The organism is Microbacterium sp. C-MGS6 (genome assembly GCF_058140415.1).
Map to the genome: position 1 here is coordinate 540,190 of NZ_CM176934.1, position 22,663 is coordinate 562,852.

Consider the following 22,663-nt stretch of genomic DNA (forward strand, 5'->3'; position numbering starts at 1 on the left):
CTCCCACAGCCGCAGACGACACTTTAGCAGGAACATGTCCTGCGGCCCATAGGAACCCATGGAACGATGGATGCCGGAGCCGATGGGGCTGCGGAACGAAGGGGACCACGTTGGGGGCAGGGGTCACGGTCATCGTGCCGACGTACAACGAGCGCGACAACGTCGCCGAACTCGTGGAGCGGACGGCGGCGGCATTGGCGGGACGGGACGCCGAGATCCTCTTCATCGACGACAGCACCGATGACACCGCGGCCGAGGTGGAGCGCCTCGCGGCCGACGCCCCGATCGCGGTCCGGGTGCTCCATCGCGCGGACAACGTCGGGGGCCTCGGCGGGGCGGTCGTCGTCGGCCTGGGGGCCGCGAACGGCGACGTCTGCATCGTGATGGACGGCGACCTCCAGCATCCGCCGGAGCTCCTGCCGACCCTGCTGGACCGGTACGCGGACGGCGACGCGGACGTCGTCGCCGCCTCCCGCTACATCGGCGGCGGAGACACCAGCGGCCTCGGGACGGCCGTGCGCTTCGGCGTCTCCCGCGCCGCCACCTGGCTGACCCGCGCGATGTTCCCGCGGCGGCTCGCCCGGAGCACCGATCCGATGACCGGGTTCTTCCTCGTCGACCGGCGGCGACTCGATCTCGCTGCCCTGCGGCCGCAGGGCTTCAAGATCCTCCTGGAGATCCTCGCCCGCACCGATCTGCGGATCGCGGAGGTCCCGATGGAGTTCGGCGAACGCCGCCACGGCACCTCGAAGGCGAGCCTCCGGCAGGGGGCCACGTTCATCGCCCACCTGGCACGGCTGCGCTTCGGAAAGATGTCCCTGTTCGCCGCGATCGGCGTCCTCGGCGCCATCGCGAACCTCGCGATCATGTGGGCGCTGACCGCCGCGGGCGTGCCCTACGTGTGGGCGGCGATCATCGGCGCCGAGGTCACGATCGTGGGCAACTTCCTGCTGCAGGAGCGGTTCGTCTTCGCGGACATGCGCACCGACGCCCGCAGCGCCGCGGCACGCTTCGCGGCCTCGTTCACGTTCAACAACGTCGAGGCGGCCCTGCGCATCCCGGTGATGGCGCTCATGGTCGAGACGTGGCACATCTCCAGCGTGCTCGCCACGGCGCTCTCGCTCGTCGTGGCGTTCTTCGCCCGCTTCCTCTTCCACTCGCTCGTCGTGTACGCGCCCCGTCGGCGACGGGAGGAGCGGGAGGCGGCGGGTGAGCCGGAGCCGGACACCGCGACCCTGCGCATCATCCGCGCCATCGACGCGGAGGCGATGAAGCCGGGCGAGCTCTAGGCGTCGTCGGCGGACAGGTAGTCCGCGAGGGACGCATCCGCATCCCTCGGCGTCCAGCCGGTGGCCGTGATCCGGGCGAGGTCCAGGACGCTGTTGCGCGGACGCGGCGCGATCGGTCCGGCCTGGTCGGCGAAGTACTCCTCCGTCGTCACCGGGGTGACCGCGGCCGGGTCGTGCCCGGTCAGCCGGTAGACCGCGCGCGCGATGTCGGCCCAGGAGCGCGGTTCGCCGCCCCCGGTCACGTTGTAGAGCCCGAACGGCGCCGAGACGTCGAGCAGGTGCCGGATGGCCGCGGCGAGGTCCGCCGTGAAGGTGAGCCGCCCGATCTGGTCGCCGACGACCCGCGGCGCGATGCCCCGCTCCGCCAGCGAGGCCATCGTCCGCACGAAGTTGCGGCCGTCGCCGATCACCCAGGAGGTCCGCAGGATGTAGTGACGGGGCACGGTCGCGACGATCGCGTCCCCCGCCGCTTTCGTCTGCCCGTAGACACCGAGCGGCCGGACCTCGTCCGTCTCGGTGTAGGGGCCGTCCTTCGTGCCGTCGAACACGTAGTCGCTGGACACGTGCACGAGCGTGAGGCCGTTCTCGGTCGCGATGCGGGCGAGCGCGGACACGCCCGTGACGTTCGCCGCCCAGGCCTCGGCCCGCCCCTCCGCGGTCTCGGCGTGGTCGACGGCCGTGTAGGCGGCCGCGTTGATGATCGTCCCGTAGTCGCGCCAGCGCCGTGCGACGGCCAGCTCGGGGTCGCGGAGGTCGAGCGTCTCCCTGGTCGTGTACTCGACGTGCTCCGCGTCCCCGAGAGCCGCCCGCAACGCCAGGCCGAGCTGACCGGACGCCCCGACGACGAGGGTCTTCCGCGGGCCGATCGGGGTCACGTCGGCCAGTCGAGGATGCGCCCGGTCCTTCGGGGAGATCTCGACCTGGTCGAGCGGGATCGGCCACGCGATGGCCGCCGTCTCGTCGGCGAGATTGAGGAAGGAGTACGCCGCGTCCGGCGACCAGTGGTCGTTCACCAGGTAGGTGTAGGCGGTGTCCGCTTCGAGCGTCTGGTACGAATTGCCGACGCCGCGAGGCACGAGGATGGCGCGCGACGGGTCGATCTCCGCCGTGAAGACGCGCCCGAAGGTCTCGCCCGCCCGCAGATCGACCCAGGCGCCGAAGATCCGGCCGGTGGCGACGGAGACCCACTTGTCCCACGGTTCGGCATGGATGCCGCGGGTGGTGCCGATCGCGTCGTTGAACGAGATGTTGTTCTGCACGGGACCGAAGTCCGGAAGGCCGGCGGCGACCATCTTCTCGCGCTGCCAGTTCTCCTTGAACCAGCCGCGGGCATCACCGTGCACCGGGAGGTCGACGAGGAGCAGGCCGGGGATCGGCGTCTCGGTGATCGTGAGCGCCTTGCCGAACGCGGTCATCACTGCCCCCGGGCGGCGTAGAACGACTCCGTGGCGTCCTTGGCCGGCGCCCACCAGTCCTCGTTCGCGCGGTACCACTCGATGGTGGAGGCGAGGCCCGACTCGAAGTCGGAGAACCGCGGCGCCCAGCCGAGCTCGGTGCGCAGCTTCGTGGAGTCGATGGCATAGCGCAGATCGTGACCGGCGCGGTCCGTGACGTGGTCGTAGGCGTCGGCGGGCTGGCCCATCTGCGTGAGGATCAGCTCGACGACGGACTTGTTGTCCTTCTCGCCGTCGGCGCCGATCAGGTACGTCTGGCCGATCTCGCCCTTCTCCAGGATCGTGAGGACGGCCGAGGAGTGGTCGTCGGCATGGATCCAGTCGCGCACGTTCTGTCCGGCGCCGTACAGCTTGGGTCGGATCCCGCGCAGCACGTTCGTGATCTGGCGCGGAATGAACTTCTCCACGTGCTGGTACGGGCCGTAGTTGTTCGAGCAGTTGGAGATCGTCGCCTGCACGCCGAACGAGCGCACCCAGGCGCGCACGAGCAGGTCGCTGCCGGCCTTCGTGGACGAGTACGGCGACGAGGGGTTGTACGGCGTCTGCTCCGTGAACCGTGCCGGGTCGTCGAGCTCGAGGTCTCCGTACACCTCGTCGGTGGAGATGTGGTGGAACCGGCGATCATGCCGACGGGCGGCCTCCAGCAGCGTGTACGTGCCGATGATGTTGGTGTCGAGGAACGGCCGCGGGTCGTGCAGCGAGTTGTCGTTGTGGGACTCGGCGGCATAGTGGACGACCGCGTCGGTCCGGGCGAACAGGCTGTCGACGAGCGCGGCGTCGGCGATGTCCCCCTCGACGAGTTCGACCCGGTCGGCGGGGAGACCAGCGAGCGAGGCGCGGTTGCCGGCGTAGGTGAGCTTGTCCAGCACGGTCACGTGCGCGTCCGTGTGCGCGACCACGTGGTGCACGAAGTTCGATCCGATGAAGCCGGCGCCGCCGGTCACGAGCAGGCGGGTCATCGAGCGCCCCTTTCGAGCAGTCCGAGCAGGTAGGTTCCGTAGCCCGACTTCACGAGGGCTTCCGCGCGCGTCCGAAGCGCCTCGTCGTCGAGGAAGCCCTGACGCCAGGCGACCTCCTCCGGCACGCCGATCTTCATCCCCGTGCGGCGCTCCATCGTGCGCACGTAGTCGGCGGCGTCGGTCATCTGGTCGAAGGTCCCGGTGTCCAGCCACGCTGTCCCGCGGGGGAGGACCTCGACCTGGAGCTTGCCCCGTTCGAGGTAGGCCCGGTTCACGTCCGTGATCTCGTACTCCCCGCGAGCGCTGGGCGCCAGGTTGCGAGCGATCTCGATGACGTCGTTGTCGTAGAAGTACAGGCCGGGCACCGCGTAGTTGCTCTGCGGGGCGGCGGGCTTCTCCTCCAGGGAGACGGCCTGGCCGTCGGCGTCGAACGCCACGACTCCGTAGGCTTCCGGCTCCGCCACCCAGTACGCGAAGACCGCGCCACCGTCGATGTCCGCGAAGCGCTTGAGCTGCGTGCCGAGGCCCGGCCCGTAGAGCAGATTGTCGCCGAGGACCAGCGCGACGCTGTCGTCGCCGATGAAGTCCGCGCCGATGGTGAACGCCTGGGCGAGGCCGTCCGGCGACTCCTGCTGCGCGAAGGACAGGGAGACGCCGAACTGGGAGCCGTCTCCCAGCAGCCGCTCGAAGTGCGCGGCGTCGTGCGGCGTCGTGATGATGAGGATCTCCCGGATCCCGGCGAGCATCAGGGTCGACAGCGGGTAGTACACCATCGGCTTGTCGTAGACCGGGATCAGCTGCTTCGAGACCCCCAGCGTGATGGGGTGCAGCCGCGTGCCCGAGCCGCCCGCCAGAATGATGCCCTTCATATATGTCCCCCTCGTGAAACATCGATGCTCGTGGCGGCGTCACTGAGAGGACGGCCATCCCCTGCCGTCCGACGACCCCCACAGTCGTACGCTCGACTCTAGCGGAGAACTCGCCCTTTACACCGCCCGGGCCGAGGTCCATAGTGGGCCTCGTGGGATCCGAGGACAGCCCGGCGCTGTCCGTCACCTGGGCGCACCGTGCCGAGCAGTCGGCATCCGCCTGGGCGCGCGCACACGCCAGGGGAGAGGTTCCGAGCGTCTGGCCCTACGGGCTGGACGCTCTTCGCGACCACGCCGTCGTGGAGGTGGATGAGCTCCCCGACCCCGGCCGGATCGCACGGCTCCGCGCACGCGCCGGCGTCGGCCCGCGGCCCCGTGCCGGGTTCGCCATCGCGTGGGACGAGAACACTGCCTATCGTCTGCAGATCCTGCGGCCGCGGACGCGGTACGCCGCCGGCGTCATCTGGCTCACCGACATGGCGGCGGCCGGCGCTGCACCCGGTCGACTGGTGGCGATGCTGCGGGCGGCCACGGCGCTCTGGGTGCTGAGCGAGGCACAGGTCGTGCCCCTGCAACGGCTCCTCGGGGCCGACGCGCCCCGCATCTTCGTCGTGCCGTTCGGGATCGACCACGAGTTCTTCGGCGCGCAGCCACCCGCCGCCCGACCCCGGATCGTCAGCGCCGGCAACGATCGCGACCGGGATCCCGCGACGCTGTACGCCGCGCTCGCCCTGGTCCTCGCTGCGCGCCCGGGAGTCGATGTCGTCGTGCAGTCGCCCTCCGCGCTGCCGCCTCCGGAGGGCGTCCGGCTCGTGCGTCGGCTGCCGCACACGGAGCTCCGCGATTTGTACGCGACGGCGAGCGTCGTGGTGACCGCGACCCGCCCCAACCTGCACGCGTCAGGGATGACGGTGGCGCTGGAGGCTCTGGCCACGGCCCGCCCCGTGGTGGTCTCGGACACCCCTGGCATGCGCGATTACGTCAGCGCCCGCACCGGTGTCCTCGTCCCGCCGGAGGAGCCGGAGGTGCTGGCGGAAGCGCTGCTCGGAATGCTGGACGATCCCGACCGCGCCGCCGAGCTGGGTCGGCAGGGCCGGATCGAGGTCGAGCGCCGCTTCACGACCGCGACGATGGTCGACGCCCTCGTCCGCGGTCTCCGAGCGGACGGCTGACGTCGACGCTCAGACCGAAGGGGGCACGTCGCTGATGATGTACTTCGTCTTGCCGCCCGTGTAGGGCAGGGAGTCGACGAAGTCGGTGCGCACCGGCACCTCGTTCGCGATCCGCTCCTGCAGTGCGGCGACCGCGCTCTCGATCTGACTCCGCGCCTCCGCGCCGTCACCCTCCACGACGCGGATGGTGATCGAGTGATCGGCGAGCTGGTGGATCTGGAAGAGACGCACGGCTTCCGGGTGTGCGGCGAACATCCCCATGAGGCGGTGCGCGAGCACGGTACCGCTGGGGAGACGGATCATGTCCGTCGTCCGCCCCTGAGGCTGCTCCATGAGCGGGAGGGCACTGCCGCAGCGGCAGGGTTCCGATCGCAGGATGCCCTTGTCGCCGGTGCGATACCGGATCAGCGGGAAGACCCTGTTGCGCAGATCCGTGATGACGAGGTCACCCAGCTGGCCGGGGGCTGCGGGGGCCCCGTCCTCGTCCACCACCTCCACCCGGCGGACGTCGGCGAAGACGTGGAGACCGTCGCGATGAGCGCATTCCCCGGCGATCCATCCGAATTCGGAACCGCGATACTCGTCGTGGACGGGAGCGCCGAAGACCGACTCGAGCCGTGCGCGGACGGAGGCCGTGAGCGGCGCCGCCGTCGTCGCGATCGCCTTCGGGATGGGGACGCTCAGCTTCCGGCGCTCCAGGAAATCGGCGAACTCCAGCATCGCTCCGACGTACCCCTCGATCAGGCGCGGTCGCGTCGCGGTGAGTCGTCGATGGAACGCTTCCATCGTCTGCTCCGAGATCAGACCGGCGTCGAGGTAGACCTGAGTGGTGGGCCACCAGGCGAGGTCGTTCTTGATGGTCGCCAGCCGCCCGAAGTTCCAGCGACCGACCCGGGCGAGGTCGTCGTACGGCTCGATCCCCCACCAGGAGTACATCCTCCAGCTCAGGGCCAGCGCCGGCACCCTGGCGTCGTGGAGGGTGGCGAGGGGCTCTCCCGTGCTGCCGCCCGTCAGAGCAGGTCGCGCACTGGCTTCCGTCGCCTCGGGCGTGCGCATCTCCGCCGCGTGCTGCTTGACGGTCGCCCGGTCGAGGATCGGCAACGACGCCCAGGCTTCCGGATCGGTCAGGGAATCCGGGCGGACGCCGAGCTCCCGGTAGCGGGCGCCGTAGAACGCGGAGGAGTCCATGGCGAACGCCGCGATGTCCCGAGCGAGCCTGTTCTGCATACCGGCGAACTCGGCCGGGGCCAAGCGCTCGTTCGAGAGGAGTTCACGGTGGAAGGCTCCCGCTCTCGCCCGTACGGTCGCGGCCTTGGCGCGGAAGAACGCGCCCTTCAGTGATGCGGACATGGATGGAGCCTCTCGTCATTGAGCGGGCGGGTGGGAGGGTGGGTCAGAAGCGGTGGCGGCGCCGACGCTTGTGTGCGACGCCCTCGCGGAAGGCGTCCCGGTGGGCACGGCCGGCGTCCGCCCATTCGCGGCGGGAGAGGTCGGGTGCCCCGGTCAGCGTCGATGCCGCCCGCCAGGCCTCGACCACCGCTGCGGCGTCGAGGTCGCCGTCGTACAGGAGCACCCACTCGGCGCCCACTTCGCGCGCCAGCGCCTCATTCGCCTCGTTCCGCGGCACCAGCACGGGCCGTGCCATGGACAGGGCGGCGAGGACGCTGCCCGAGTTGTGCATGAAGCGGTAGGCCAGAACGATCAGCTCGGAGGAGGTGGCGAGCTGGACGAGCTCGGCATCGCTCAGGAAGTCGAGGTGCAGTTCGACGGCGGGGAGACCGGACGTCCGTTCACGGAGGTCGTCGCCGAGCTCGGGGGTGGAGGGGCGACCGCCGATCTTCAGGCTCAACGTCGGCTCGATCGTCACCGCCTCCGCATAGGCGTCGATGAACCCTTCGAGCCCTTTGTAACGACGCACCCCGCCGAACGATCCCAGCCGACCGGGCACACGCTCGGCGGAGGGGAACGCGGCGTACCAGTCGCGGTAGTGACCGTGCAGGATGAGGCTGTGCGGCGTGCCCGGAGGGAGCGGCGTCGTCTCGTTGATGACGATCCGATAGTCGGTGTGCCGATCGATGGACCGCAGCAGCCACAAGCGTGGCGCGTTGTCATCGGGAAGCTCGATGTTGTGGACCGTCCGCACCACGGCGATACGTCGAGACAGGCGGTGCCTGGCGACGAGGGCCGCCGTGAGGAGGAACTTGCCGGTGGACTTCCACCAGGTCGATCCGTGGAGCTTGGCCTCGGGCCAGTGCCAGTGGAAGGCGTCGTAGCGGCCGAAGAGGGCGGTCTTCCACGAGAACCGGAGATGCTCCAGGCCCTCCGTCGTCCCCAGGGCCTCGTCGAGCATCTTGTTGTACGGATTCGTCGTGGGGCGCGGGGCGCCGAGGGACTGCATCACGCGGATGCTCGACGCGGATTCGGTCATCGTGTTGTCCTCCGAGGGGCGACGGTATTCGTCGTAGCGGCGGCCGAGAGCGGCGGCGATGGTGCCGCGACCGCGGTGGATCAGGCGGGTGCCGCGGGCGTGATGGGCGATGTTCGAGGTCGCGGCGCCGAAGGCTCGACGTGCTGCACCGACGACGATCCGGGCGATCCCACCGATCAGGGAGCGCACCCGGAGCAGACCGCGGCGCAGCCTCCCTCGGGTGAGCTGCAGGTCGATGCGGGTACCGGCATTGGCCGAGCTGAACGCCCGCTGCGCCGCCCACGCGCGGCTGAGGCGCGCGGCGACGACGAGGTCCTCGGTCTCGGACTCGTTGCACCAGACGATGCGGCCGCCTCGGCCGACGAGTTCGCGGGTGAAGAGCGTGTCCTCGCCGCCGCCGAGCCCGAGGGACGGGTCGAAGCGCACGCCGAAGCGGCGCACCGCTCGGAGGTCGAGCAGCAGGTTCCCCGCCGCGGCGACCGAGAGCACGGTCCCGGTCGGGCGGGGCGGACGACGGAACGTGCCGGATGCGAGCAGCCAGGGATCGACGTCGTCGTCGAACACGGAGATGACGCGGCCCATGACGGCATCCGCGTCGAACGCGCGCCAGGTGGTGATCAGCGCCGAGAGCCAGCCGGCACGGGGGACCTCGTCGTCGTCGATGAAGGCGAGCAGGTCGCGGTCGGCGCACTCGTCCAGCAGCCGGTTCCGCGCGGCCACGATGCCCGGCGTCGGCTCGACGACGTACCGGACGGGCAGGGCGGCGTTCGCGGCCACCTCGCGCGCGGAGCCCGCGGCGTCGTTGTCGACGACCAGCACCTCCACGTCCACGCCGAGGTCCGCACACTCCGCGATCCGGTCAGGGAGTGCGCGCAGCAGCGCCGCCAGCAGCTCCGGCCGTCGGTAGGTGGGTACGCCGATCGTCACGGCGATCGCGTCGCCCGTCCCCGGTCCCCTCGTCATCCGCCTCATCCCCATGGCAGTCGTGCGCCTGTCTCCCCGCGCCGGCTCATCGTACCGTGAACGACGGGTGCGCCGAGCCGCCTCTGGCGTATAGTCGGTGTCCTGGGAGTCGACGCCGGTCGCGACTCTGGGGAATTCGACCGGCGACCCGAGCGGACCGTGTGGGCGGATCCGGGGGGAGGATCGCGTGTCAATCGTGCACGGACGGCTGGCCGTCGTCGTCGTGAACTACGCCTCGGCGCGGCTGCTCGAGCGCAATCTGGTGCTCGTGGAGCGCGAGGCTCGTGCCGTCGATGAGGAGGCCCTGGTGGTCGTCGTCGACAACTGGGCCGGTGCCGCGGAGCGCGAGGCCGCCGTCGCGGTCGCAAAGGCGCACGGATGGACCCTCATCACCCCCGAGACGAACAGCGGATTCGGCGGCGGCGTCAACATCGGGGTCACGCGGGCGCTCGCCGACGGCGCGACCGACGTCCTCGTGATCAACCCGGACGCGCACATCGACCGTGTGTCTCTGGGGCGCCTGGCCTCGGTCACCTCGGCCTCGCGCACGACCCTCGCCTCGCCGGTGATCACCGACTCCGAGGGACGCACCTGGTTCGCCGGCATCGACCTCCTGCTCGACGACGGCACGATGCGGGCGCGTCGCAAACGCCGGGCGGACGACGCGCGCCCCTACGAGCCGTGGCTGAGCGGTGCCTGCCTGTGGATCACCCGCGAGGTGTGGGCGCTCTCGGGCGGCTTCGACGACGAGTACTTCCTCTACTGGGAGGACGTCGACTTCTCGCGCCGTGTGGTCTCGGCCGGCGGGACGCTCGTGCTCGTCGAGGAGGCGACGGCCGTGCACGACGAGGGCGGCACGCAGCGCGCCGAACCCCAGCTCGCGAGGGCGAAGTCGGAGGGCTACTACTTCTACAACATCCGCAACCGGATGCTGTACGCGGTCCGGCACCTCGACGACGAGGCCGTGCACCGCTGGCGCCGGTCGATACCCCGTACCGCCCGCGAGGTGATCCTCCGCGGCGGCCGCCGACAGCTGCTGCATTCCGCCGCTCCGCTGCGCGCCTACGTCCGCGGGGTGCGCGAGGCCAGACGGATCGCGCGCCTGTCCGGCACGGAATCGAAGGGAACGTCATGGTCGTAGACGCCTACCGTCAGCTCGCCAGGGCGCAGAAGGGCCATGCCCGCGGCGCCCCCGCCTACTCGGTCTACGTGAACCGCAGGCTCGGACGCGTGCTCGCCGCGCTGGCGTTCCGGCTCGGCCTCACGCCGAACCAGGTGTCGATCATCAGCGCCGTCCATTCGTTCGCCGCCATCGGCCTCATCGCCTTCGCCCCGGTCACGGTGCCGCTCGGGCTGCTCATCGCGCTCCTCCTCGTCCTCGGCTATGCGTGGGACTCCGCGGACGGTCAGGTCGCGCGGCTCCGCGGCGGCGGGAGCCCGCAGGGCGAGTGGCTGGACCACTTCATCGACACGCTCAAGATCGCGTCGCTGCACCTCGCGGTGCTGATCGGCCTGTACCGGGTCCTTCCGGAGTCGCCGGCGCTGCTGCTGATCCCGATCGTGTTCAGCATCGTCGCCTCGACCACGTTCTCGGGCATGCTCCTGAACGACCTCCTCAAGGGCAAGCACGCCGTCGCGTCCACCCATGAACGCGGCGGAGGGACCCTGCGACGCTCGCTCGTGCTGCTGCCGACCGACTTCGGGCTGGTCTGCCTCGTCTTCGTCCTCTGGGGCTGGACGCCGGGGTTCCTCGTCGCGTACAGCGCGCTCTGCGCCGCCGCGGTCCTGTTCCTCGCGCTCGCCGCGGTGAAGTGGTTCCGCGAGATCGGAAGGCTCGGTGACCCGGCATGACCGGCGGCTCGATCCTCATCGTGTGCGCGGCCAACGTCTGCCGGTCGCCGCTGGCCGAGCTGGAGCTGCGGCGCCGGCTCGGGGAGGGCTCCTCGCTCTCGGTGCGCAGCGCCGGCGTGCGCGCCAACGACGGAGACCCGATCTGCGCCGACGTCGCGTCGCGGCATGCCGACGAGGACTGGCGGGCACGGGCGCAGGCGCATCGAGCCCGCGAGGTCACCCGGGAGATGCTGGCCGCAGCCGACCTCGTGCTGACCGCCTCGCGCGATCTCCGGGGGGAGCTGGTGCGGGCGGCGCCGGAGCACCGCGAGCGGATGTTCACGCTGCGTGAGGCCGCGCACCTCGGCGTCGGGTTCGCGCCCGGCGGCTCCGATGTCATCGCCGACTACGTCGCTCACCTCGACCGGGCACGGACGCGTGCGGTGCCCCTCAGCGGCTCGCCGGGTCGCGGCGGCGGGCTCCGGCGTCTCCTCGGTCGTCGCTCCGTCGAGGACCCTGCCTCCATCGCGGATCGGCACGGGAGCCGGGGTCATGCCGGCACCCTCTCCGAGGTCGAGCAGGCCGTCGACGCGATCGGCGGGCAGCTCGGGAGACAGCGCCGACACTCCTCCTGATCGGGAGGGTTGTGGTTTTCCACGGTCCGCACTACCATTAGCCGACGCCGTGTTCTGCATGGCTGGGGGGAAACCGGAGCCGAGGGGGCTCCGGCTGGGGATCTGGGTTCTGGGGAGCTGCAGTGTTCACTGTTTCAGCATGCCGTTCTGGGGACGGCTCATCACGCGCACGCCGTGCGCTTTTCATCGCGCCCGTCGTGGCGCTCGCGCTCGTGTTCGCCGGATGCACGGCGGCACCGGACACCGCGGCGTCGCCGGAGCCCGAGGGCACCAGCACGACCGACTGGACGCCGCCGGCCGATCCCGACGCCCAGGGGCCCACCGAGGCCCCCGCGCTGACCGAGGAGAGCGGTGCGCTGGACGCGGAGATCGCGCTGTCCACCGACATGGTCGTGACCGTCGACGACATCTCGACCACCGAGGTCACCCCCGAGACGCCGGGCGAGTATGCCGGCTCCGCCGTCGTGGTGACCGTGAAGGTCGCCAACGACTCGAAGCGGGCGCAGAGCATCGACTCCGCCGTCGTCAGCCTCGTCACGGACGACGGCGACGTCGGGGTGGCCACCACCGCGGGTCCGAACGAACCTCTCCATGGAGAGCTGGCCGCCGGCGACGAGGCCACGGGAACCTACGTCTTCATGCTCGACCCCACGAAGGGTCGCGCCGTGAAGATCAGCGTGAACTACGCCGCCGGCGAGCCGGTGGCGACCTTCGCGGGCGAGCTCTCCTGAGCCGTGGGCGCGACGACTTTCACCGCGTCTCGTACGTGACATTTTCGAAGAAGAAATCTGGGGCTGGGGAGCAACATGGGTAAGACATCCACTTCGAGGCGGGCGCTGAGCGCACTCGCGTCGGTCGTGACGGCGGCGCTGCTGATCACGGGCATGACCACGCTGGGGGCGACCGGGGCCGCGGCGGCGGATTCGCCGTCGACGCCGCCGCCGCTGCTGCAGCGGAACGACGACGTCGTGACGTCGGACCCGATTCCGACCGTGCAGATCGACAACGGCTACGTGTGGTCGCAGACCACGATCGGGTCGACCGTCTACGCGGTGGGCAAGTTCGACAACGCCAGGGCGCCGCTCGCCGTACCGGGGACCAGCCTCACCGCCCGGTCCAACGTCCTCGCATACGACATCAACACCGGTCAGCTGCTCTCGTTCGCACCGCAGGTGAACGGCGTGATCAAGGCCGTCGCCGCCTCGCCGGACGGCAGCCGCATCTACATCGGCGGCTCCTTCAACTCCGTCAACGGCCAGACGCGCTGGAACTTCGCCGCGCTGGACGCCGTGACCGGGCAGCTGGTGCCCGGGTTCTCGCCCTCGATCGGCGGCAGCGGCGTGTACGCCCTCGCCACCTCGGGCTCGAGCGTCTACGTCGGCGGTCTCTTCACGCAGGGCAACGCGACCCCGCGCAAGAACCTCGCAGCCTTCTCGGCGACGAACGGCGCGCTGCTCAGCTGGGCGCCGCAGACCGACCTCCAGGTCGACGCCATGGTGATGGACCCGGCGGGTCAGAACGTCATCGCGGCCGGCCGCTTCTCCCAGGTCAACGGCGACCTGACGATGCGCGGCACCGTCGCGCTCGACAAGACGACCGGCGCGGTGGACAGCGGATGGGCGCTGCCGCAGACGGTGAAGAACGGCTCGAACACGGGCGCGAACTCGGGCAAGGCGGGGATCTTCGGCCTCGCGGCCGACGCCAACGCCGTGTACGGCACCGGCTGGGTCTACGCGGATGCGGCCACCGGCAACCTGGAGGGCACCTTCGCGGCCGAGGCCGGAAGCGGTCAGGTCCGCTGGATCGCGGACTGCCTGGGCGACCACTACGGCGTCTACTCGACCGGCAAGACGGTCTACACCACCAGCCACACCCACGCCTGCAGCACCATGGGCATGCACCCCGAGCAGAACCCGCGCACGCACCGTTACTCGGAGGCGTACACCGCCGACGCCCGCGGTCTGCTGGGCAACCAGCCCGCCGCCGGAGGCACGTACAAGAACTGGGCCGGGACACCGGCGCCCTCGGCCTACGCCTGGACGCCGGACTGGGCCGTGGGCGTGACCACGGGCATGGGTCAGGCCGGACTCTCGATCACCGGTGCGGGGAACATGATCTCGATCGGCGGCGAGTTCCGCTCCGTGAACAACGGCCGCTTCGAGGGACTCGTGCGGTTCTCCACCAACCCGCCCGGCGGCGCGAAGGACGGCCCTCGGCTGTCGGGGGCGAACTGGACCGGCACGGCGCAGTCGTTCATCCCTGGACGCGCACGGATCTCGATCCCCGCGAACTGGGACCGTGACGACCTCACGCTGACCTACGAACTGCGTCGGACCGGCACCACCGCCCCGGTGGCCACCGCCACCGCCCGCGGTACCTGGTGGGACCGCCCCTCGGTGAACCTCGAGGACAAGACCGCAGCTCCCGGATCGACGCAGGAGTACACCGTCGTCGCGAAGGACAGCGCGGGCAACTCCGTCTCCAGCCAGGCGATGAGCGTGACCATCGCGGCCGGTGCCGTGTCGAACTACGTCAACGCCGTCACGGCGGACGGCCCGCAGCTCTACTACCCGCTCGGCACCGCCGCGCAGGACTGGGCCGGGTCCAACACCCCCGTGTTCGGCACGGGCGTCACCGCCTCGACCTCCGGGGTGGAGAACACGGCGACGGGCGCCTCGACCTTCACCGGGACGAGCGCGGGACGCGTGGCCTCCGGGAGCAAGATCGCCGCGCCGTCCGAGTTCTCGACCGAGCTCTGGTTCAAGACCAACACCACCAGCGGCGGCAAGCTGATGGGCTACGGCGCCGCGGCGTCGGGTGAGTCGACCAGCTACGACCGTCATCTCTATATGACGAACAACGGGCGTCTCGTCTTCGGCACGTACAACGGCAGCACGCAGACCGTCCAGAACGACGCCGCGCTCAACGACAACGAGTGGCACCACGCCGTCGCGTCGCAGAGCGCGGAGGGGATGAAGCTCTACGTCGACGGCAAGCTCGTGTCGTCGCTCGCGGGGGCCACCACGGCGGAGAACTACACGGGATATTGGCGTATCGGCGGAGACAACCTCGCCGGATGGCCGTCCGAGCCGAGCTCCAAGTACTTCAAGGGGGCGCTGGATGAGGTCGCGGTCTACCCGTTCGCCCTCACGGCGACCCAGGTGAAGACGCACTACGGAATCGGCAAGGGCTTCCAGGCCCCGACCGCTGCCTTCACCGCCACGCCGACCGACCTCGCCGTCGCGTTCGACGCGGAGGCTTCGGCGCCCGCGGGCTCGGCGACGATCGCCGGCTATCGGTGGGACTTCGGCGATGACTCGGCGACGGCCACCGGCAAGACGACGAGCCACACGTACGAGGCGTCCGGCACCTACACGGTGGCGCTGACCGTCACGGACAGCAACGGACTCGCCACCACGGCGGAGAAGCAGGTCGTGGTGAAGGCACCGAACGTCCTGCCGACGGCGGCCTTCGAGACGACGGCGAACGGGCTGTCGGTCTCGGCCGATGCGTCCGCCTCGACGGACTCCGACGGCTCCCTCGCCTCCTACGCATGGAACTGGGGGGACGGCACCACTTCGACCGGTCAGGTCGCGACGCACGTCTACGCCACGCCGGGCACCCGCACGGTGACCCTGACGGTGACCGACGACCGCGGCGGGAGCGCGTCGACCACACGACAGGTCGAGGCGACGCATGCCGACCCGGTCGCCGCCTTCACCGCGACCGCGTCGGGGCTGAGCGTCAACGTCTCGGCAGCCGGATCGAGTGCGTCCGACGGCGCGACGCTGTCCTACTCGTGGAACTGGGGCGACGGGTCTCCCGCCGGTTCCGGGGCCACGGCAGGCCACACGTACGCCGCGGCCGGCGCGCATGACATCACCCTCACCGTGACCGACAGCCTCGGCGCGTCCAAGGCCGTCACGAAGACCGTGACCGTGACCGCGCAGGTCTTCGCCGCGTCCGACGCGTTCGGTCGTGTCGTGTCCAGCGGCTGGGGCGCCGCCGACAAGGGCGGCACCTGGGCGCCGATGAGCGGCTCCGCCGCGGCGCTCTCCGTCGGCGACGGCGTGGGCAAGGTCAACCTGGCACCCGGTGACACCAGGGAGATGCTGCTGCAGGGCACGTCCCTTCTCGACACGTCCGCGCGGATCACCTACACGCTCGCCTCCGGGCCCTCCTCCGGGGCGGCGTACGAAGGTCTGGGCGCACGGCGTTCCGGGTCCTCGGGCTACCGGGCTCTCGCCTGGCACCGTCCTGACGGCACCACCTGGCTCGTGATCCACCGCAACGGCACGGCGATCGCCAGCACCGCCGTCTCCGGTCTCTCCTGGAGCGCGGGCAGCTCGTTCTCGCTCCTGATGGAGACGACCGGGTCGTCCACCACGACCATCCGCGCCAAGCTGTGGGCGGCGGGGTCGGCGGAGCCCGCCAACTGGCAGCTCACCACGACGGACGCGACGCCGGCTCTGCAGGTCGCCGGTGCCCCGACGGTGTTCTCCTACCGGTCGGGCAGTGGCACCGGCACCAACCTCGCCAGCTTCGACGACTTCACGCTGAAGAACCTCGGCACGCCGGCGCCGGAGCCCGAGCCGCAGCCCGAACCGGAGCCCGCGAACGTCGCTCCCACCGCCGCGTTCACCGCGACCGCGACGAACCTCACGGTCGCCGTGGACGGCAGCGCCTCGACCGACTCCGACGGCACGATCGCCTCGTACGCGTGGGACTTCGGCGACGGGACGACCGGCACCGGTGCGACCACCAGCCGCACCTACACCGCGGCGGGGACCTACACCGTCACCCTCACGGTGAAGGACGACAAGGGCGCCACGCACACCACCAGCAAGCCGGTGACCGTGACGGCGCCTCCCGTCGACCCGCAGCCCGAACCCGAACCCGAGCCGCAGCCGGCTCCGGTGGCGGACGACGGCTTCGACCGCACCGCGGGGCCCGGCTGGGGCACCGCCACGGTCGGCGGGGCGTGGACGATCGCCGGCGGCTCGCAGGCGGCGGCGACCGTCGCTGACGGCCAGGCGAAGCTGAACCTCATCGCCGGCGACACCCGGCATGCGACGCTCAACACCACGTCCGTCGCCGATGCGGTGCTCGAGACGCAGTTCCGGGTCGATCAGGCCCCGGCCGCGGGTGGCGCCTACGTCGGCGTGATCGCGCGGCAGTCGGCGGCCGGGAAGTACTTCGTCCGCGCCTGGCTGCGTCCTGACGGCACGGTCTGGCTCGTCGTGCACCGCGAAGGGACCGTCCTGCGCACGCAGGCCGTGCCCGGACTGGTGTGGGCCGCGAACACCTCGTACAACCTCGAGGTGTCCGTGACGGGGACGACGTCGGCGACCCTCTCCGCCAAGTTCTGGCCGACGGAGACGACGAAGCCGGCAGCCTGGCAGATCACCACGACCGACGCGGCACCCCTGGGTGCGGGTGCGGTGGGACTGAGCGGCAACCGCTCCGGCAGCGCGACCGCGCCGCTCGGCGTGTCGTTCGATTCGTTCCGCGTCACCGCACCGCAGTAAGATCCTGACGCATGGCCACTGCTGTCCCGATCGCGCTCCTCGCCTTCGGTGGAATCGCGGCAGTGGCCATCGTCGTGTTCGCACTCCGGCTGCTCCCGCGTACCGCCTTCGTCGTGTGGGCGGTCGTGCTGTTCTTCGTGCCTCTCTGGGTAGGGGTGAACATCAGCTTCTACTGGGCGGCGATCACCCTGCTCACCGTCCTGCTGATCATCGTGAACTGGTCGGTGGTGCCGTTGCGGGCGGCCGATGCCTGGGTCGCCGCGTTCGTCCTCGTCGTCGTCGGGTTGTACGGGTTCGGCACGGTCGACCTCGCCTCCCTCGTGGCATCGCTTCTCGAGTGGGTGATCCCCTACATCTGGGGGCGCGTGGTGCTCGCTCGCGTGACGACCGAGTGGATCACCTCGACGATCGCGGTCGTGGCCATCGTGGCCGCCGCTCTCGCGGTCGTCGAGTTCCTCACCTCCTTCAACCCCTTCGTCCTCATTCCCGGATCCGGCGTGGTGTACGACACATGGAGCCCGCTGCAGGAGCGCGGCGGGGTGCTGCGTGCGGAGGGGGCGTGGGGGCACTCGATCGCGCTCGGCGCCGCGCTGGCGATGTCCTCCGCGTTCGTCGTGGCGACGCGATGGCGACTGTTCCCGAAGATCACCGGCATCGTGCTCATCGCCACCGCCACGGTCTTCACGTTCAGTCGGGCGGGCCTGCTCACACTGGTGTTGACACTCGTCCTGTCCACCTTCCTCATCGTCGGGGTCTCGACGCGCTTCCGGGTGACGGTGGCCGTCGCCGGGGTGATCGGCACCGCGATCGTCATCCCCGTCATCGATTCCGTCTTCGGTGCCGCGGGGGACGAGGCCGGAGGCAGCGCCGACTACCGCACGGACCTGCTGGTCCTCCTGGAACAGGTGCAGCTGTTCGGGAACCCCGGCGACTGGCATTCCCTCGTCTCCGGCGACTACTACCTCGGATACTTCGCCCGGTCGGTGGACAACGCCCTCGTGCTCACGCTCCTCCGGTACGGGTACGTGCCGACCCTGCTCATCATGGCGGCCGTCGTCTGCGCGGCGCTGATGGCCGTGCGGCGCTCGACGCGGAGTCCCGCCGCCCTCGCCGTCGTCGGACAGCTCCCGAGTCTGGTCGTCGTCGCCCTCATCACGCAGTACAGCATGTTCCTGTGGTTCTGCGTCGGGCTCGCGGTGACCTGGGCGCGCGACGCCGGAACGCGATCCACCACCGCGGAAGAGGCCTTCCTGCGGGATCTCGGGACGGCGTCACCGCCGGCGACGACCGGACCCGCTCCACAGGTGCGGCAGACGTGAACGGGCCGTGCAGATGGCTCCTCTAGAATCGAGACCTCAGGGGGAATGGGGAGTCATGGCCGAGAGCCGGGTCAGCCTGCGTGTCATCGCGGGCTCGCTGCGCAAGTTCTGGTGGTTGATCGTGCTGTGCGGCGTCGTGGGCGCCGCGGGGTCGTACGGATACGCGTCGCTGCAGACGCCGTTGTTCCAGGCGACGACCTCGCTGTACTTCGCGCTGAACCAGGGCACGAGCGCCTCGGACCTCAACCAGGGCTCGGTGTACACCCAGAGCCAGATGCTGTCGTTCGCCCAGCTGGCGACGAGCTCGCGCGTGCTCGATCCGGTGATCGAGGAGCTCGAGCTCGACACGACGCCCCGCGCGCTCGCGAGGGACATCGAGGTGACCATCCCGCAGAGCACCGTCACCCTGCGGATCACCGGCATCACGGACGACCCGGAAGCTGCGGCCGAGCTCGCGAACGCCGTCGCCGAGCAGCTCATCACGGTCGTCAAGGACGTCGCTCCGAAGGATCCGCAGGGCGAGTCCACCATCACCGCCGAGGTCATCGACGACGCCGTCGTCCCCGAGTTCCAGTTCACTCCGAGCAAGCCCAGGGACGCGGCCCTCGGCGGTTTCCTCGGAGGCGTGCTCGGCCTTGCGGCCGCCGTGCTCATCGGTGTGCTGGACACCCGTGTCCGCAACGAGGAGGCGCTGACGCAGGCCGGCGGGGATCCCGTGCTCGGCGTCGTCTCCAAGTCGCCGCTGCTGGAGGCGCGGGGAATCGCCGTCGCCCAGGAGCCGCTCGGCCACACCTCGGAGGAGTTCCGCCGCATCCGGTCGGCGCTCGCGTACGCGAACGTGTCGTCCCGGGTGAAGGTGCTGCTGGTGACCTCCGGTATGCCCGCCGAGGGCAAGTCGACCGTGTCGGTGAATCTCGCGATGACCCTCGCCGCGCTCCGTAATTCCGTCCTGCTCATCGACGCCGACATGCGCCGCCCGCGTGCCCACGAGCACGCCGGCATCGACGGTTCGGTCGGACTCACGAGCGTCCTGCTCGACGAGGTGGAGTTCGAGGTGGCCAAGCACCGCGTCGCGGACACCACGCTGGACATCCTCCCTGCCGGGACGATCCCGCCGAACCCCGCCGAGCTGCTCACGTCGGCGCGCATGGCACAGCTTCTCGACTTCGCCGCGGCGGACTACGACTACGTCGTGATCGACTCGCCCCCGACGCTGAGCGTCGCGGACGCCAACCTCCTGGCCACCCAGACGGACGGTGTCATCCTCGTCGTCGACGCCACCAAGACGCGGCGGGCGGCACTGGCGAAGAGCATCAAATCGCTGGAATCGGGCGGCGCCCGCATCCTCGGCACGGTCCTCAACCGTGCGCGTCCGGACCGGCATCGCAGCGAGTACTACAGCGAGTGAGCGACCCGCCGTCCTCCCGGGGGAGGCGTGCAGCATATCGGCGGAAGGGCTCGAATCGTTTGCCATCGTCCAGACGGGCGGTTATTCTTCATGGGTTGCGAGGGGGGCTCGCACTTTGTCGCCGGGGTTGAAACTGCGGCGAAGCGTGGGTGATCGTGTATTCCACCCCAGAAACGGTGACATCGTGTCCTTTCCGTTCCCTGTTCGTCTCTCATCGCCAGCGGCGCCACGGCGTCGCCATCGCCTGCTCGCGGGTGCCCTGGGCGTCGCCGTCGCGCTCTCCGGAGCGCTGATCGCCGCACCGGCCTCCGCGGCGGTCGCCGCCGCCTCGCCTTCGGCCCGACCGGCGGCAGCGTCTGCGGGTCCCCTCCTCTCCGACCCGATGAACCGCGCCGTCGCCTCCGGCTGGGGCGCCTCTCCCGTCGGGGCCTGGCGTGTGGTCGAGGGTGCGTCGAGCGTCGGGAACGGGCAGGCGATGCTCGCCAGCCGGAAGCCCGGGATCACGGCGCGGGCGACCGTGGCCGGGGTGACGGCGGCGGATGTGTCGAGCCGCTACACGGTGACGGTCCCTGCCCTCCCCGTCGGCGGTCCGCTCTACCTGGCCCAGGCCGTCCGCATCGTCGGCAAGGACTCCTACGGTGTGCGTCTCCGCGTGCACCCCGACGGCTCCGCCTACGTGTCCGTGGTCCGGATGACCGACCTCACCACTGTGCAGAACCTGAGCGAGCGACGACTCCCCTTCCCGGTGACGACGGGCATGTCGCTGCGCGTCGCCCTCGACGTGACCGGGACCAGTCCGGTGACGCTCGCGGCCAAGGCCTGGGCGGCAGATGGGGACGAGCCGTCCGCGTGGCAGGTGACGCACGCCGATTCCTCGGCCACGCGGATCACGGCCGCGGGTGGTTACGGCTTCGCGCTGTACACGTCCTCCGGAGCGAAGGCCGCCGTCCCGCTCGCGATCGACGACGTGCTCGCGGCCGCGCCCGCGCCGGTGGCGACTCCCACTCCGACGCCGACGCCGACGCCCGCCCCCGCGCCGAACCCGGCTCCCGCGCCGAACCCGGTTCCGGTTCCCCCGGTGACGCCGACCACCCCGGTGACACCCGCTCCACCTGCCACCCCGGCCGGTGTCCGCGGGAAGCCGGGCGCCGCCGCCCCGGGGTCGCTGTCGTACCCGGCACCCGCCACCGCGATCTACGCGGCGCCGGGCGGATCGGACGGCGCTGCCGGTACGAAGAACTCGCCGGTGCGCACGATCGCGGCCGCGCTGCGGCTGGTACCGAACGGCGGCACCATCGTGCTCCGCGGTGGCACCTACCACGAGGAGATCGTCGTGCCGCCGCAGAAGCGCGTCACGATCCAGCCCGCTCCGAACGAGGCGGTCTGGATGGACGGCGCGAAGACCGTCACCGGCTGGAAGCCCGCAGGCAAGACCTGGACGGTCGACGGCTGGGGGACCGCGCTCGACTCGAGCCCCACATACACGAAGGGAGCGCCCGACAACACCCAGCCGGAGTGGCGCTTCGTCGATCCCGCGCACCCGATGGCCGCGCATCCGGACCAGGTGTGGGTCGCGGGCGTGCAGCTGCGGGAGGTCGCCTCCGCCGCGCAGGTCGTCGCCGGGACCTTCTTCGTCGACGATCGGGCGAAGCGGCTCGTGATCGGCACCGACCCGACGGGCAAGCCCGTGGAGGCGAGCGTGCTCACCCAGGCGCTCTCGATCCGGTCCGCCGGATCCGAGGTGCGCGGCATCGGCATCCGCCGGTACGCCACCAGCGTGCCCCAGATGGGGACCGTCATCGCCGCAGCGAGCGACATCACGCTCGCCGACGTGACGATCCGCGACAACTCGACGACCGGCTTCTACTCCTGGGCGCCGAGGACGACGTTGACGCGCGTCTCGTTGATCGGCAACGGTCTCCTCGGTGGCGGCGCCTCCCAGGCCGACGGCTTGAAGGTGAAGCAGATGCTCTCGGTCGGGAACAACGCCGAGCGCTTCAACCACTCCCCGGTGTCCGGCGCGTTCAAGGTCACCCGGACGCGCGGAGTGACCGTCACCGACAGCGCGTTCACGGGTAACGCCGGTCGTGGTCCGTGGTTCGACGAATCGGTCATCGACATCGTCTTCACGGGTAACGACGTGATCGGCAACACCGGTCACGGTGTCATGGTCGAGCTCTCGGAGCGGGCGGTCGTCGCCGACAACATCATCGCCCGCAACGGCGACTTCGGGCTGTTCGTCCTGAACTCCGGCAACGTGAAGATCTGGAACAACACCTTCGTCGGCAACGCCAACCGGAACGTCAGCATCGGTCAGGACGGTCGCCGAGCCTCCGACCCGAACGCGGCGGGCCACGATCCGCGCACGCGCTTCGCACCGCTGGCGCCGTGGATCGTGCGCAACACCGTGATGTCCAACAACGTCATGGCGGAGAGCGCGGGCAACTGCCTGGTCTGCGTACAGGACTACTCGACCACCTTCACCGGTGCGCAGATGATGTCGAGCGTGAACGGCAACCTCTACCACCGCACCGCCCCCGGCACGCCCCGATGGTTCTCGGCCTGGTCGAAGGGATCCGTCTCGCGGGATCCGGCGGTGGCAGACACCCTCGCGGCGTTCACCGCGGCGACGGGTCAGGACCGCCGCTCGCAGTTCGTGCAGGGAGCCTCCGTGGTGTCCGCCACGTACGTGCTGGCCCCCGCGCAGGCGCAGCGGCAGGCCGCAGTGGCGGTCCCCGTGCCGGCGGATATCGCCTCGGTATCGCGACTCCCCGGCAACAGCGCGACGCTGGGAGCCCTGCCGCGGTGA

General features: G+C 70.6%; 15 protein-coding genes. 10 read left to right on the plus strand and 5 right to left on the minus strand.

Annotated elements, in window-relative coordinates:
- The first annotated feature begins 110 nt into the window (after nucleotides 1-110).
- Entirely contained in the window at nucleotides 111-1,289 is a 1,179-nt protein-coding gene (locus AC3B5L_RS02560) for a glycosyltransferase (protein ID WP_232089168.1), read from the plus strand.
- Here AC3B5L_RS02560 and AC3B5L_RS02565 read toward each other — a convergent pair.
- From AC3B5L_RS02565 to rfbA, 3 genes are read right to left on the minus strand one after another with little or no spacing between them, the layout of a single operon-like run.
- On the minus strand, nucleotides 1,286-2,704 hold the full coding sequence (locus AC3B5L_RS02565; RefSeq protein WP_259953547.1) for a bifunctional dTDP-4-dehydrorhamnose 3,5-epimerase family protein/NAD(P)-dependent oxidoreductase: 1,419 nt from the start codon (nucleotides 2,702-2,704) through the stop codon (nucleotides 1,286-1,288). The two genes, AC3B5L_RS02560 and AC3B5L_RS02565, sit on opposite strands and share 4 nt — an antisense overlap.
- The gene (gene rfbB / locus AC3B5L_RS02570; RefSeq protein ID WP_187663185.1) at nucleotides 2,704-3,702 is read right to left on the minus strand and encodes a dTDP-glucose 4,6-dehydratase; all 999 of its coding nucleotides are present in this window, start codon (nucleotides 3,700-3,702) and stop codon (nucleotides 2,704-2,706) included. Before rfbB ends, AC3B5L_RS02565 begins: the two co-directional genes overlap by 1 nt.
- The gene (gene rfbA / locus AC3B5L_RS02575) at nucleotides 3,699-4,571 is read right to left on the minus strand and encodes a glucose-1-phosphate thymidylyltransferase RfbA (RefSeq protein WP_187663186.1); all 873 of its coding nucleotides are present in this window, start codon (nucleotides 4,569-4,571) and stop codon (nucleotides 3,699-3,701) included. The genes rfbB and rfbA overlap by 4 nt, the downstream gene beginning before the upstream one ends.
- A 152-nt stretch (nucleotides 4,572-4,723) precedes the next feature.
- Here rfbA and AC3B5L_RS02580 point away from each other — a divergent pair, with 152 nt between their 5' ends.
- Complete coding sequence (locus AC3B5L_RS02580) at nucleotides 4,724-5,743, plus strand: glycosyltransferase family 4 protein (protein WP_259953553.1); 1,020 nt, start codon at nucleotides 4,724-4,726, stop codon at nucleotides 5,741-5,743.
- Between the two features lie 9 nt (nucleotides 5,744-5,752).
- Here the strand turns inward: AC3B5L_RS02580 and AC3B5L_RS02585 are convergent, their stop codons facing one another.
- Nucleotides 5,753-7,093, minus strand: a complete 1,341-nt coding sequence (locus AC3B5L_RS02585; protein ID WP_268777664.1) for a phenylacetate--CoA ligase family protein — start codon at nucleotides 7,091-7,093, stop codon at nucleotides 5,753-5,755.
- A 43-nt stretch (nucleotides 7,094-7,136) separates the two neighbouring features.
- Nucleotides 7,137-9,134 (minus strand): glycosyltransferase, encoded by a 1,998-nt coding sequence (locus AC3B5L_RS02590; RefSeq protein WP_259953556.1) that lies wholly within the window; start codon nucleotides 9,132-9,134, stop codon nucleotides 7,137-7,139.
- 187 nt (nucleotides 9,135-9,321) lie between these two features.
- Between AC3B5L_RS02590 and AC3B5L_RS02595 the strand changes: the two genes are divergently transcribed.
- The 8 genes from AC3B5L_RS02595 (at nucleotide 9,322) to AC3B5L_RS02630 (ending at nucleotide 22,663) form a co-directional block, all read left to right on the plus strand.
- The gene (locus tag AC3B5L_RS02595; RefSeq protein WP_232089170.1) at nucleotides 9,322-10,275 is read left to right on the plus strand and encodes a glycosyltransferase family 2 protein; all 954 of its coding nucleotides are present in this window, start codon (nucleotides 9,322-9,324) and stop codon (nucleotides 10,273-10,275) included.
- Nucleotides 10,266-10,985, plus strand: a complete 720-nt coding sequence (locus AC3B5L_RS02600) for a CDP-alcohol phosphatidyltransferase family protein (protein ID WP_259953558.1) — start codon at nucleotides 10,266-10,268, stop codon at nucleotides 10,983-10,985. The genes AC3B5L_RS02595 and AC3B5L_RS02600 overlap by 10 nt, the downstream gene beginning before the upstream one ends.
- Nucleotides 10,982-11,599: an arsenate reductase/protein-tyrosine-phosphatase family protein gene (locus AC3B5L_RS02605; protein ID WP_259953559.1), complete on the plus strand. Its 618-nt coding sequence runs from the start codon at nucleotides 10,982-10,984 to the stop codon at nucleotides 11,597-11,599. Before AC3B5L_RS02600 ends, AC3B5L_RS02605 begins: the two co-directional genes overlap by 4 nt.
- A gap of 197 nt (nucleotides 11,600-11,796) precedes the next feature.
- Complete coding sequence (locus AC3B5L_RS02610) at nucleotides 11,797-12,330, plus strand: DUF4352 domain-containing protein (protein WP_187663191.1); 534 nt, start codon at nucleotides 11,797-11,799, stop codon at nucleotides 12,328-12,330.
- A 75-nt stretch (nucleotides 12,331-12,405) separates the two neighbouring features.
- Complete coding sequence (locus tag AC3B5L_RS02615) at nucleotides 12,406-17,127, plus strand: PKD domain-containing protein (RefSeq protein ID WP_490096196.1); 4,722 nt, start codon at nucleotides 12,406-12,408, stop codon at nucleotides 17,125-17,127.
- An 11-nt stretch (nucleotides 17,128-17,138) separates the two neighbouring features.
- Nucleotides 17,139-18,446 (plus strand): hypothetical protein, encoded by a 1,308-nt coding sequence (locus AC3B5L_RS02620; RefSeq protein ID WP_187663192.1) that lies wholly within the window; start codon nucleotides 17,139-17,141, stop codon nucleotides 18,444-18,446.
- A 55-nt stretch (nucleotides 18,447-18,501) separates the two neighbouring features.
- Entirely contained in the window at nucleotides 18,502-19,854 is a 1,353-nt protein-coding gene (locus AC3B5L_RS02625) for a tyrosine-protein kinase domain-containing protein (protein WP_187663193.1), read from the plus strand.
- A gap of 184 nt (nucleotides 19,855-20,038) precedes the next feature.
- A complete protein-coding gene (locus tag AC3B5L_RS02630) occupies nucleotides 20,039-22,663 on the plus strand; it encodes a right-handed parallel beta-helix repeat-containing protein (protein WP_259953562.1) in 2,625 nt (874 codons plus the stop codon).